The organism is Pseudochrobactrum albidum, assembly GCF_051851455.1.
Taxonomy (GTDB): domain Bacteria; phylum Pseudomonadota; class Alphaproteobacteria; order Rhizobiales; family Rhizobiaceae; genus Pseudochrobactrum.
Map to the genome: position 1 here is coordinate 71,791 of NZ_JBPVTR010000019.1, position 12,899 is coordinate 84,689.

The 12,899-nt window shown below is 45.8% G+C and carries 9 protein-coding genes; 7 read left to right on the forward strand and 2 right to left on the reverse strand.

The genetic code is table 11. The features are described from left to right. Positions 1 to 12 precede the first annotated feature (12 nt). The 3 genes from ACSTTO_RS03925 to ACSTTO_RS03935 are packed head-to-tail and all read left to right on the forward strand — an operon-like array spanning position 13 to position 3,273. The gene (locus ACSTTO_RS03925; RefSeq protein ID WP_439271837.1) at positions 13 to 1,011 is read left to right on the forward strand and encodes an ABC transporter ATP-binding protein; all 999 of its coding nucleotides are present in this window, start codon (positions 13 to 15) and stop codon (positions 1,009 to 1,011) included. Then, positions 1,008 to 1,778: an L-iditol 2-dehydrogenase gene (locus ACSTTO_RS03930; RefSeq protein WP_439271838.1), complete on the forward strand. Its 771-nt coding sequence runs from the start codon at positions 1,008 to 1,010 to the stop codon at positions 1,776 to 1,778. The genes ACSTTO_RS03925 and ACSTTO_RS03930 overlap by 4 nt, the downstream gene beginning before the upstream one ends. 1 nt (position 1,779) lies before the next feature. Then, complete coding sequence (locus tag ACSTTO_RS03935; protein WP_439271839.1) at positions 1,780 to 3,273, forward strand: mannitol dehydrogenase family protein; 1,494 nt, start codon at positions 1,780 to 1,782, stop codon at positions 3,271 to 3,273. Between the two features lie 76 nt (positions 3,274 to 3,349). Here ACSTTO_RS03935 and ACSTTO_RS03940 read toward each other — a convergent pair whose 3' ends face one another. Next, a complete protein-coding gene (locus tag ACSTTO_RS03940) occupies positions 3,350 to 4,543 on the reverse strand; it encodes a DUF6538 domain-containing protein (RefSeq protein WP_439271840.1) in 1,194 nt (397 codons plus the stop codon). 314 nt (positions 4,544 to 4,857) lie between these two features. Here ACSTTO_RS03940 and mads1 point away from each other — a divergent pair, with 314 nt between their 5' ends. The 4 genes from mads1 to ACSTTO_RS03960 are packed head-to-tail and all read left to right on the forward strand — an operon-like array spanning position 4,858 to position 12,406. Continuing rightward, positions 4,858 to 5,064: a methylation-associated defense system helix-turn-helix domain-containing protein MAD1 gene (gene mads1, locus ACSTTO_RS03945; protein ID WP_439271841.1), complete on the forward strand. Its 207-nt coding sequence runs from the start codon at positions 4,858 to 4,860 to the stop codon at positions 5,062 to 5,064. Further along, positions 5,039 to 7,882 carry an SNF2-related protein gene (locus ACSTTO_RS03950; RefSeq protein WP_439271842.1) on the forward strand — a complete coding sequence of 948 codons (2,844 nt, stop codon included), beginning with the start codon at positions 5,039 to 5,041 and terminating at the stop codon, positions 7,880 to 7,882. The genes mads1 and ACSTTO_RS03950 overlap by 26 nt, the downstream gene beginning before the upstream one ends. 10 nt (positions 7,883 to 7,892) lie before the next feature. Then, positions 7,893 to 9,653 (forward strand): site-specific DNA-methyltransferase, encoded by a 1,761-nt coding sequence (locus ACSTTO_RS03955; RefSeq protein WP_439271843.1) that lies wholly within the window; start codon positions 7,893 to 7,895, stop codon positions 9,651 to 9,653. Positions 9,654 to 9,655: 2 nt separating this feature from the next. Beyond that, positions 9,656 to 12,406 carry a DEAD/DEAH box helicase gene (locus tag ACSTTO_RS03960; RefSeq protein WP_439271844.1) on the forward strand — a complete coding sequence of 917 codons (2,751 nt, stop codon included), beginning with the start codon at positions 9,656 to 9,658 and terminating at the stop codon, positions 12,404 to 12,406. Here ACSTTO_RS03960 and ACSTTO_RS03965 read toward each other — a convergent pair. Then, complete coding sequence (locus ACSTTO_RS03965) at positions 12,388 to 12,837, reverse strand: lysozyme (RefSeq protein WP_439271845.1); 450 nt, start codon at positions 12,835 to 12,837, stop codon at positions 12,388 to 12,390. The two genes, ACSTTO_RS03960 and ACSTTO_RS03965, sit on opposite strands and share 19 nt — an antisense overlap. Between the last annotated feature and the right edge of the window lie 62 nt (positions 12,838 to 12,899).

Sequence of the window (12,899 nt, forward strand, 5' to 3'; positions counted from 1 at the left end):
AAGGAATAAAATATGGGACAGATTGAACTTAAAAGCGTCACCAAAAGTTTTGGCTCCACAGAAGTCATTCAGCCGTTAGATCTTAGTATCAATAAAGGTGAATTTGTTGTCTTTGTCGGGCCGTCCGGTTGCGGAAAATCCACACTTTTGCGTTTGATTGCCGGTCTTGAAGATATTTCATCAGGCAATATTACAATTGATGGCAAGGATGCCAGTCACCTGCCGCCGGCAAAACGCGGTTTGGCAATGGTTTTTCAGTCCTATGCGCTTTATCCGCATATGAGTGTGCGCAAAAATATTGCTTTTCCGTTGAAAATGGCGGGAATGGCTCAGGAAGAAATTACCAAACGCGTTGAAACAGCAGCCAAAACTTTAAATCTCTCTGCTTATCTGAATCGCCGTCCCAGTCAGCTTTCAGGCGGGCAGCGTCAACGTGTGGCAATTGGCCGGGCAATTGTGCGTGAACCATCGGCTTTTTTGTTTGATGAACCTTTATCAAATCTGGATGCGGCTTTACGGGTAAATATGCGGCTTGAAATTGCCGAACTACATCAAAAGCTTAAAACCACCATGATTTATGTTACCCATGATCAGGTGGAAGCGATGACATTGGCAGACAAAATCGTGGTGCTGCAAGCAGGCCGGATTGAACAAATCGGCACCCCGCTTGAACTTTATCACAACCCAAAAAACCGCTTTGTTGCAGGTTTTATCGGCAGCCCGAAAATGAATTTCATTGAAGGCGCTTTGGCAAAGGCCGAAAATGCCCATGCCCTTGGTATCCGTCCTGAACATATAATCGTAAATATGAGCGAGGGGCTGTGGTCAGGTCAGGTTGTGATGGCTGAACATATGGGGTCTGACACCTATCTGCATGTTCAAACCGAACATGGCCTCATCAATGTGCGTGTTGATGGAACATTCATTGCACATAAGGGCGATCAGATCTTTTTAACTCCCAATCAAGATCAACTTCACCGCTTTGACAGCGAAGGACTGGCATTAGCATGAAATTACAAGAAAAAACCGCGCTTATCACCGGTGCTGCACGAGGCATTGGTAAAGCTTTTGCCGCCCGTTATGTGGCCGAAGGCGCCCATGTTGCAATTGCCGATATCAATTTGGCAGCCGCTGAAGCCGCCGCCAAAGAAATCGGTCCGCAGGCCTTTGCCGTTCATCTTGATGTGACAAAACAAGACAGTATTGATCAGGCGGTGAAATTCGTTGAGGAAAAGCGCGGCGGGATTGATATTTTGATCAATAATGCAGCACTTTTTGATCTGGCACCGATTGTTGAAATTACCCGTGAAAGTTATGAGCGCCTGTTTGCTGTCAATGTTTCCGGCACGCTTTTTATGATGCAGGCAGTTGCCCGTTCGATGATTGCCCGTGGCAAGGGCGGCAAGATTATCAATATGGCCAGTCAGGCCGGACGACGTGGTGAGCCTCTGGTGGCGGTTTATTGCGCAACCAAGGCCGCGGTTATCTCATTGACGCAATCAGCCGGTTTAAATCTCATCAAACATGGCATCAATGTAAATGCGATTGCCCCAGGTGTTGTCGACGGCGAGCACTGGGATGGTGTTGATGCCTTATTTGCAAAATATGAAAACCGTCCATTAGGCGAAAAGAAAAAAATTGTCGGCACAGAAGTGCCTTTTGGCCGCATGGGACAAGCGGAAGATTTAGCAGGTATGGCGGTTTTTCTGGCGTCCAAAGATGCCGATTATATCGTCTCCCAAACATATAATGTCGATGGCGGCAATTGGATGAACTGAAATGAAACTTTCAAATGCAACACTTGATCAATTGCCACAAGCGATCCGTCAACCCAATTATAACCGCACTCAATTAAAAGCCGGTATTGTCCATATTGGGTGTGGTAATTTTCACCGCGCCCATATGGCGGTTTACCTTGATGATCTATTCAATCTGGGCGAAAATCTTGAATGGGCGATTATCGGGGCAGGTGTGCGCGCCAATGATGCGCAAATGCGCGACTTGCTGATGAGCCAGGATTTCTTATCCTCCGTGATTGAATTGGATCCTGAAGGCGTGCAAGCACGCGTGATCGGCGCAATGACGGATTTTTTACCCGTTGAACCAGGTAATCCCTCATTGATTAAAGCTATGGCAGAGCCTGCCATTCGCATTGTCTCGCTTACGGTGACGGAAGGTGGTTATTTCATTGATCCCAAAACCGGCAGTTTCAGTCCGGATCACCCCGATATTCTTTATGATGGCGCCCATCCAGACCAGCCTGAAACCGCTTTTGGAGCAATCATTGCTGCATTGAAAATCCGCCATCAAAATGGTGATGCGCCATTTACGGTGATGTGTTGTGATAATGTGCCGCATAATGGTGATGTGACCCGCGATGCCGTTGTCGGCCTGGCACAATTATCTGATCCGGCTTTTGCCCATTGGATCAGCGAAAATGTGGCTTTTCCCAACAGTATGGTGGATCGTATCACACCGGCAACCGGTCAACGCGAACGCGAATTGGCGTATTCTTTAGGGCTTGATGATAAGGCGCCTGTCACCTGTGAGCCATTTCGGCAATGGGTGTTGGAAGATAATTTTCCCGCCGGTCGTCCGGCATTGGAAAAGGTTGGTGTCACTTTCACCGATGACGTGCACCGCTTTGAAACAATGAAAATCCGTATTCTCAATGGCGGCCATGCTATTATTGCCTATCCGGCCGGCTTGCGCGATATTGAATTTGTGCATGAGGCGATGGAAGATCCGCAGATCCGGGCTTTTCTGGACTATGTTGAAACCCATGAAATTTTGCCGATTGTGCCGCCTGTGCCCAATACGGATTTGAACGCTTATAAAACATTGATTATCGAGCGTTTTTCCAATCCTGATATTGGGGATACGATCCGCCGGCTTTGCCTTGACGGCTCTAATCGTCAGCCCAAATTTATAATTCCATCCATTCAGGATATAATCGCCAAGGGTGGCGATGCATCGGGTTTGATTTTATTATCAGCCTTATGGTGCCGTTATTGTTTTGGTGTAAGTGAAAATGGTCAGGAAATTGCGCCTAATGATCCCAATTGGGACTATTTACGAACCCATGCGATCGAAGCGCGCGATAATCCATTAGCCTGGCTTTCGATGCGAACAATTTATGGTGATTTAAGCGAAAATACGGCTGTGGTTGAAGCTTTCAGTGCCGCGCTTAAGGCGATTTGGCGTAACGGCAGTCAGGCTGTTATTGCCCGTTTTTTGGCACAAAATACCATTGCAGATAAATGCGCGATATAATCGCCTGATGTTGATGTTCTGGTATTTGCTGTGCATTGATTAGTTCATGGATGTCCTTTCTGTTATGGCAGGCTCTTCAGAAAGAGCTCTGAAGCGACCCGCTAACGTTATATTTATTAGGATTTTCAGTGTTTCTGAGAGAAAAACTAAAAATATTTCCAGTCATGAACTTATTTATCAGTCCAGATGCATTGGATGGGCCGTTACCTGTAGCATAATGGGTGAAGCCTTGAGGAAAGGCTTGGAATGATCTCAGGGAGTAACCAACGAGCGGAATGATGCGCCTACGGTGTGTCGTCTTCAATTTTCGGGTTTGAGTTTCCTGAATGATAATATGAGGAATGGCTGCGGTTAATTTAATGTTTTGGTCAGGATTAAGGCCGCATAGTTCTTTGAATGAACAGCCAGTATCAATCACAGCAAATAAGAGCGCTTTAGCGCATGGGTTTAGCTGTGCAAAAGCGTCATCTTTGAACCAGTGCTCGTTCAAGAACTTGATAGAAAATGGCGGGCGTGCATTATCATCGACCTTAAAGTTCAAGCGATCGAAGACTGTTTCAGTTTCGTTATCGTGTGCGAGATTATAAGTTTTGATAAGAACACGCATATGTGTGATATATTTGCTGGCTGTGTTCGGTTTAATTTCCTGCGATGCAATCTTAATTTTCAAGCTTTTATGAAAATCACGAGCTTGTTGGCGCGTCAAAGATTTCAGCTCAATATCTTTCCCTAAAAAGGCGGTTAGCTGTTTAACGGCATTTTGAAGGGGACTAATTTTCTTCGAGCGCTCTCGCTCACTAAAACGGCTAAGTTCATGTACTTGATCCGCTTCAAAAAACGCAACGAGACCGGAAAGTTTGATAGTGGATGTGGCCGTGCTGAAATAACTCTGAAACTCGGGACCGTTTGGTTTGCCTGCTTTTGACCACTCACTATGAGTTTGCATAAACTTAGCAGGGTTTTGAGTGAGTTGATCAATCGGGTTATAGGTGCGGCCTTGTATCGAAGCCATCTGGACGATCTCTTCATAGCTCAGGTCGGTGGCGCTGGTGAGTGTTTCACCGCTGCGCAGCTTGTCCATGAGATTTTGATAATAAGGCTCGACCTCGCCATACTTTCGTAAGGCGGTTAATTGGTCTTTGGTTTTTAGTGAGACTTTAAATTCTGATTTTCCAGCCAGGCCACGCAGATGCGCGGGGATGACAAGACGAAAGACAAAACTCTTTCCTCGGATGTATAAATGGGGAAGATCAGGAGAGAAGCGCTTCAATGATTTTGTACCACCTTTTGTACCATTTTATAATGGAATATGTGGAAAATCAATGATTTCAATAGCTTATATTAGTAAAATGGCGGTGGATAGACTCAAATACAACTGAACCACCTCAACACCACAGTACCCGCAAAGCCCTGTCCTGACTAGAGGAAGCTGCCTACGCTGCCGGAGCGCACGTTTCCTATGAGGATGATAGGCACTTTTTTGGATGAATTGCGGTAAAGTTGCAAGATAACCGGTTCAACGCTTGCATTATTCCTATTTTCCTTTATTTTCATCATTGTTCCCCAAAATGGAGCCGGAGTGCGATGTCAGACGATGAAATTCTAACGATTAAAGAGTTGGCCAGCTACCTCAAAATTGCTGAGAAAACCACCTATCGATTTGTATCTGAAGGCCGTATCCCCGGGTTCAAAATAGGCGGTTCGTGGCGATTCAGAAAGTCGGAAATTGATCAATGGACTAAAGAGCAAAGCAGAGGCGGTAGATATGACTCAAGCACAAAAGCAGAGTAGCGCAAAAACAGAAAGCTATACCGAGCATCAAGCGGCCTACTTGGCGCACGCCCTGACTATTGACGGCTCCGCAGAAGATAACCTCTCAAAATCGCTTGCCTCCTCAAAGGTTGATATGAACCCGCACCAAGTTGAGGCCGCCTTATTTGCTTTGCGATCCCCTTTGTCACAGGGAGTTTTGTTGGCGGATGAAGTGGGTCTTGGCAAAACAATTGAAGCCAGTTTGATCATTGCGCAAAAGTGGGCGGAGCGGCAGCGCAAAATTATCCTTATCGTACCTGCAATGTTGAGAAACCAGTGGTCGCAAGAGCTGCTCGAGAAATTTAATATCCCATCCTACATTTTAGAATCATCGTCCTATAACGCTGATAAGAAAGCCGGTGCTCTCAATCCTTTTGACCTTAAGGAAGATCGCGTTCTGATCTGCTCCTATGAATTTGCTTCGCGTAAAAATATCGACCTTAAAAATGTTAACTGGGATTTGGTGGTTTTTGATGAAGCGCACAAGCTCCGCAATATATGGAGAAAAGATGGCGCGAAAATAGCAAAGCGCCTGCAGGAGGCGCTGGAAGACCGTAAGAAAATCCTGCTCTCTGCAACGCCATTGCAAAACTCCCTGCTTGAGTTGTATGGTTTGGTGTCGATTATTGATCCTCATTTCTTCGGCAGCGTTGAATCATTCAAGGCCCAATACGTTGGCGCTAAGACAACAGCTAATAACCTAGATATTTTGCGCCATCGTCTTTCTAAGGTTTGCAACAGAACGCTGCGTCGCCAAGTTCAGCAAGAAGGCGGCATTAATTTCACACGCCGTCACTCTATGGTCGAGGACTTCCGCCCATCTGCCGAAGAGATGCAGTTGTATAATCAAATATCCTCTTATTTGCAGCGTGACGACATTGCTTCTATTAAACCCGGCGCAAGACACCTCGTTACTCTTGTAATTCGTAAAATCCTTGCCTCGTCATCATTTGCTGTCAGCGGGACGCTCGACAAGATGATCACGCGGCTCGAAGAAAACGCCGCAGCTGGTCTTGAAAGTCTTGATGATTATGAAACAGCTGGCGAAGTTGCGGAAGAAATGGATTTGGAAGATGATGAAGCCGCCATCGACCAAGCCAAACTACGCGAAGAGATTGAAGAGCTTAAATCTTACAAAGCTATTGCCCAGAAAATTCAGCAAAACGCAAAAGGTGAAGCACTGCTAACAGTGTTAGAGAAAGCCTTCTCAAAAGTGGAAGAGCTTGGCGGTCAGCGTAAAGCAGTTATCTTCACTGAATCCTGCCGCACGCAAAAGTACCTGCAGGAGCTGCTTGAGGCTAACGGCTATCAGGGGCAGCTAGCACTGCTCAATGGATCAAACAGTGATCCAGATTCCAAACGGATATATAAAGAATGGCTCGAACGCCATGCTGGTAGCGACAAAATATCAGGATCAAAAACCGCTGATATGAAAGCGGCCATCGTTGAGGAGTTTAAGAACAAAGCCACAATCCTGATTTCCACCGAGTCCGGTGCGGAAGGTGTAAACATGCAGTTCTGCTCCCTTCTGATAAACTATGATCTGCCGTGGAACCCTCAGCGCGTTGAGCAGCGTATCGGACGTGTGCATCGTTACGGTCAGAAATGCGATGTGGTGGTCGTGAATTTTGTCAATAAAGGCAACAAGGCCGACCAGCTGGTGTTTGAGCTTTTAGCCCGTAAATTTCAGTTGTTTGAAGGTGTGTTCGGTGCCAGCGATGAAATCCTTGGGGCGATTGAATCTGAGATTTCTATCGAGAAGCGTATCAACGATATTTTACAAAAGTGCCGCCACGCCGATGAGATTGAAGCCGAGTTTAATGCCCTTCAAAATGAGCTGGATGAGCTGATTGAGGAAAAGGAACAAAACACCCGGGAAAAACTGCTAGAGCATTTTGATGAAGAGGTCATATCTCGCCTTAAGTCACGCAAGCAAAAGATACAGGGCATGTTGGATGAGCATGGTCGTAAGATACGCGCTTTCTGCCGGGGTATGCTGCCGCAAGCTGAGCATTATGATGATGGCTTTATGTATGAAGGTCAGCGTTTTTACTGTGACTGGAAACTGGCTGAGGAACAAGACGGCCACTTTTTGAAGGTTGAAAATCCGCTCGTTACAAACCTGATAGATACGGCCAAACAAAATAACCTTACACCAACGGAAATCTCCTTCCATTATGATAGTTATGGCATGCAGCTGGCTGACTTGAGAAGCATGCGCGGCAAGTCAGGCTGGCTAAGACTATCCAAGCTAAAAATTGACTCTATCGACACTGTTGAAAAACTGGTTTTCAGCGCCATTGCCGATGATGGCTCAGTTCTCGATCAGCAGCAATGTGAACGTTTGATGCTCATCCCCGCCAGCCAAGGCAGCGCAGTGGGCATTGATAGCGCAGTCGTGGATAAAATTCATCGGATCGAACAGTCTGCTACCCAACTGCATCTTGAAGAGGCGCAGCGCCTGAACGAACAATACTTTAATGATGAGCAAGAAAAACTTGATCGCTGGGCGGAGGACGCAAAAAGCGCAATTGATCAGGAACTCAAAGAAATCGATAAACAAATTAAGGAAGCTAATAAGATAAAACGCCAGCTTCCTACTATGCAGGAAAAAATTGATCAAACTCGAAAAATCAAAAAGCTGGAACGGGAATACGAGAAAAAGAAAAGTCAGTATTTTGAAACCCGCGATGCAGTTAACAAAAAGACCGAAGACCTGTTGGATGAAGTTGAAGAAAAATTGGCGCTATCACATACAGCTGATGAAGTTTTTACCATCCGCTGGAATTTAATTTAAGGACGATCACATGAGTCGTAATAAACAAAAACTAGAATTAACATGGATCGGGAAAGATAAACGTCCTCGTCTGGAGCCGCGCATCCTGCTGGAAGACCCTGAGAAGTCTTATCACGCCAAAGAGCGCGTTACCGAAAACGACATTTTTGATAACAAGCTTATTTTTGGCGACAACTTGCTGGCGCTGAAAGCGTTGGAATCTGAGTATGCCGGACAGGTGAAATGTATCTATATTGACCCTCCGTTTAATATTGATGCCGCTGGCGTACCTTACGAGGATAATATTGAGCAGTCCTTGTGGCTCTCACTTATGAGAAGCCGCCTAGAAATACTTCATAACCTTCTAAAAGAGGATGGTGTCATATTCGTCCATATTGATGATGAAATGTTCCCATATCTTGCCATTGTGATGGATGAGATTTTTGACAAAAAAAATAGGCTAAATGTTATTGCAGTAAAAATGAGCGAAGCTTCTGGCGTTAAAATGTCTCATGTTGATAAAAGACTGCCAAAATTAAAAGAGTATATTCTAGCTTACAAAAAAGATGTGGCACCTATCATTGATGTCGAGAAAATTCCCGCTGCTGCTTGGAATAATGAATATAAGACGCTTTTGGAAGGGATATCGAAGGAAGATATTGGTCGTATAAAAGAGTTGATTGCCCAAGAAACGTGTAGCCAGAATGATGTCGATGAATGCATTGCCTTACTCAAAGATGCTACCACAATAACTCTCAATAAATATTTTAAAGAACACAATATTAAAGAAAAAGAACAAGATTCGTGGAAGTTTGAGAATGCATGGAGAATTATTCAGGCAGTAGGATCTTCGAGCGTCTTTAATCTGGCCAAACGGCAGCCTGAATATAATCAAGAAATATCCGCAGCGTTATCCGCCACTGGACTGATCTATCTTTATAAAACCGACTTTGATCCATCTGCTAAGCAACCACGGGTTCAGGTTATTTTTGCTGACGACAATTTAATGCAAAATCCCGGTGACTTCTGGACTGATATTAAAACCACAGGGGGAGTCGGCCAAGAAGGTGGGGTCCTGTTCCCAAACAGCAAAAAACCAGAAGCTTTACTTAAAAGAATTATTGGTATGAGTACAAAGCCGGGAGATATTGTCCTAGACTCATTTGCTGGATCTGGAACAACTGGAGCGGTAGCTCATAAGATGGGTCGACGGTGGGTTATGGTTGAGCTTGGAGAGCATTGTCACACTCATATTATTCCGAGAATGCAGAATGTGCTTGAAGGCACAGACCAAACTGGAGTGTCAAAAGCCGTTAATTGGAAAGGTGGTGGCGGATTCCGTTACTATCGACTGGCACCATCCATGCTGGAAAAGGATAAATGGGGCAATTGGGTCATCAGCAAGGATTATAATGCCGGAATGCTGACCGAAGCCATGTGCAAGCATATGGGCTTCACCTATGCGCCGGATGAAAGCCATTATTGGATGCATGGCCACTCCACGGAGACCGACTTCATCTATGTCACAACCAGCTCGCTCACGCATGAGCAGTTACGGGCAATCAGCGAAGAAGTTGGCCCTAACCGGACACTTCTGATCTGCTGCAAGGCATTTAACGCCAATGCTGAAGCCTTTGATAATTTAACCCTTAAAAAGATACCGCAGGCGGTTCTGACAAAATGTGAATGGGGCAAGGATGATTACAGCCTGAATGTCGCCAAACTGCAGCCAGCAGAAAGTGATGATCAAGCTGAGCCTGACCTGTTTAACGAAGAAAGTGAGGAGGTATAATCATGAACCGTACTGTAAGAAACATATCTGCTCGCCTTTCGCTACGCCGACCACAGGATGAATCTCTTGATATTCTGGCTCGTGTGCTTGAGAGTATCGAACTTTCAAAAGACCCAGACCTTGAGCGCGATCTTGAAGTCATCAAAAGCATGTATCCATCCGTTCAGGATTTTGAGCGTGACTTCCCGTCTATCTGTTTTGCACTTGCTACGGGGGTTGGAAAAACCCGCCTGATGGGGGCGTTTATCAGCTACTTATATTTGACTAGCCGTAGCCGCCATTTCTTCGTGCTGGCACCAAACCTGACCATCTATGAAAAGCTGAAAGAAGATTTTAGCCCACAAAGCCCTAAATACGTCTTCCGTGGTATTCAGGAATTCATCGCAAACCCACCCGTTATCATTACAGGTGAGGATTATGATAGCGGCAAAGGTGTTCGCTTCGATGAAAACAATTTCCGTGGTCAGGGGCGATTGTTCGAAGATAGCGATACGCCGTTTATCAATATCTTCAATATCTCGAAAATTAATGCGACCGAGAACAAAAAAGGCGCCGCAAAATCAAGCACGCCGCGTATTAAACGCCTGCAAGAGACTATTGGGGAGAGCTATTTTGAGTATCTTTCCAACCTGCCGGACTTGGTCATGCTAATGGATGAAGCGCACCGCTACCGCGCAACGGCAGGTGCAACCGCTATTAATGAGCTTAAACCTGTGCTGGGGATTGAACTGACTGCCACCCCGAAAACCACGGGATCAACCCCAGTTGATTTCAAGAATACGATTTATGCCTATTCACTATCAGAGGCTATGGAAGATGGGTATGTGAAAGACCCAGCGGTGGCTACGCGTAAAGACTTTAAGCCTGAAAACTATACGCCTGAACAACTTGAGCGCATTAAGCTGGAAGATGGTATCCATCACCATGAGCATGTGAAGGTGGAGCTTGATGTCTATGCGCGTCAGTATGACAAAAAGATTGTTAAGCCGTTTATGTTGGTGGTTGCGCAAGATACCGAGCATGCACGACAGCTGCGCGAATTGCTGGAATCAGATGCATTTTTTGAAGGGCGTTACAAAGGTAAGGTTGCTGAGGTTCACTCGAAGCAGTCCGGTGCAGAAGAAGATGAAAATATCCAGCGCCTGATTTCCGTTGAAGACCCGAACGAACCTACTGAAATCGTTATACACGTTAATAAGCTGAAAGAAGGCTGGGACGTTACCAACCTTTACACCATCGTTCCTCTTCGTGCGTCTGCATCAGAAATCCTCACGGAACAGACTATCGGTCGTGGTTTGCGGCTCCCATACGGTCGTAGAACAGGTGTTGAAGCGGTTGATCGTCTCACAATCATTGCCCATGACAGGTTCCAAGATATTGTGGATCGCGCCAACGATCCGAATTCCATCATTAAGAAGAAAATTGAGATTGGCAACGGCGGTGATGTGCCATTTGAAAAGCCACAAGCTATAGCCGTTCCATCTTTGGCTTCAATGGCATTGACTGGTTCTTCTGTGTCTGGAAGCGATTATAAACATCAGTCTGAAACATCAACACAAACCATTATCAAGACGCCGCAACACCAACGCGTGGCTGAAGTAACGATGGAGGTGGCTAAACGCTATGAGCGTTTGAAAAGCTCACGAGAGTTATCCTCTCCTGATATTCAAGCGCAAATCATAAAAGAGGTTTCAGAAATCATAAAGCCGGATCAAGGCTCCTTAGCCTTAGAGCCAGATACTGCCAGCGCTGTTGTGAAAGAGGTGGTTGAAACTGTTACAAAGAACCTTGCAGAGCTGACCATTGATATTCCAAACATCGTTTTAATACCGTCGCGTGATGTAACTTATGGCTTCCATGATTTTGATCTTGATGGTTTAGAACGATTGAACTTTCAGCCTGTCAGCCAAGAAATATTGATCCGGCAGCTTCGTACTAGCAAAAGCAGCTTGCTGTCTTGGGACGGTGGTTATGATAGAGAGCAGAGCCTTGAAAATTATGTCATTCGTGGCCTTATTGATCATGACCTAGTCGACTATGATGAGCATGCTGAACTACTGTATAAACTCGCAGGACAGATTGTTAGTCGCTTTAAGTCGTACCTTTCCGCAGAAAGTGATGTCGAGAACGTTCTGATCCATAATCAGGGCAAAATAACGGACTTTATCGTCGCGCAACTTATGCAACACTACTGGGAAACTCCGACAGATTATCAGGTAAGCGTTAGCCGTGGATTCACAATATTGAAGCCATTTAATTGCACTATTCAGGAAGGTGCCACGCCTCGAGATTTCAGATCAATTCCAGAAGTGAAAAGCGAGGTTAAGAAGATTGTTTTTGGCGGCTTTAAAAAATGTTGCTATCCACTGCAGAAATTTGATTCAGTAGATGGCGAACTGCGTTTTGCTCAAATTTTAGAAGATGATAAAAAAGTCACGCGTTGGATGAAGCCAGCCCCGGGTTTCTTCCAAATTGAATATAAGAACGGTGTTTCATACGAACCGGATTTCGTGGTTGAAACTGCTGATGCTAAATATCTGTGTGAGCCAAAGATGGCTTCAGAAATGAAGAGCGACACGGTTCTAGCTAAACAGAAAGCGGCTGTACGTTGGTGCCAGTATGCTACTCAACATGCTCAAGAGAATGGTGGTAAGCCATGGCATTATGCCCTTATTCCACACAATGCCATCACTTCAAATAGGAGCTTTGATGGATTGATGAGTGAGTACATGGTTCAGCCAGAGTTAGTTTGATATAATACAGATTCAGCCGCTCGCCGCCTGACCAGCCCCCGCAGCTTTCGGCCACCGGCCCAGACCCAGCGCATGAACTCGGCTGGAACTTCTTCGTGCTCCTCACGGTTGACCTTGCGGCGCAGGGTTGATCGTTGCAGAGCGCCGGAACCAAGATTGAAGGTGAAGGACACCAGCGCATCAAACTGGCCGTCTGTGAGCGACACTTTGATCAGGCGCAAGACGGCTCGCTCTGCGATGCCAACGTCTTTGATCAGCAATGCCTCACCGGCAGCTTCGGAAATGCCGCCTGTGAACATTTCTGCCTCGCCCGGGCGCAGCAAATGGCCGTAGCCAATGGTCGGCAGTCCGGCGGCATCAAGATAGATTTCTGGCTCGAAGCCTTCAAACCGCTTAATTAAATCCACTCCATTTTGTGTTATGTTCCTCATACTTCGCCTTTTTTCTTGTAATTTCAATCGTGGCTGATATTGTGAGCTGGTACGAAAACCAG

Excerpts from the sequence above, each read along its gene's own strand:
- ACSTTO_RS03925 (WP_439271837.1), top strand. The coding sequence starts at position 13 with ATGGGACAGATTGAACTTAAAAGCGTCACCAAAAGTTTTGGCTCCACA.
- ACSTTO_RS03930 (WP_439271838.1), top strand. The coding sequence starts at position 1,008 with ATGAAATTACAAGAAAAAACCGCGCTTATCACCGGTGCTGCACGAGGC.
- ACSTTO_RS03935 (WP_439271839.1), top strand. The coding sequence starts at position 1,780 with ATGAAACTTTCAAATGCAACACTTGATCAATTGCCACAAGCGATCCGT.
- mads1 (WP_439271841.1), top strand. The coding sequence starts at position 4,858 with ATGTCAGACGATGAAATTCTAACGATTAAAGAGTTGGCCAGCTACCTC.
- ACSTTO_RS03950 (WP_439271842.1), top strand. The coding sequence starts at position 5,039 with ATGACTCAAGCACAAAAGCAGAGTAGCGCAAAAACAGAAAGCTATACC.
- ACSTTO_RS03955 (WP_439271843.1), top strand. The coding sequence starts at position 7,893 with ATGAGTCGTAATAAACAAAAACTAGAATTAACATGGATCGGGAAAGAT.
- ACSTTO_RS03960 (WP_439271844.1), top strand. The coding sequence starts at position 9,656 with ATGAACCGTACTGTAAGAAACATATCTGCTCGCCTTTCGCTACGCCGA.
- ACSTTO_RS03965 (WP_439271845.1), bottom strand. The coding sequence starts at position 12,837 with ATGAGGAACATAACACAAAATGGAGTGGATTTAATTAAGCGGTTTGAA.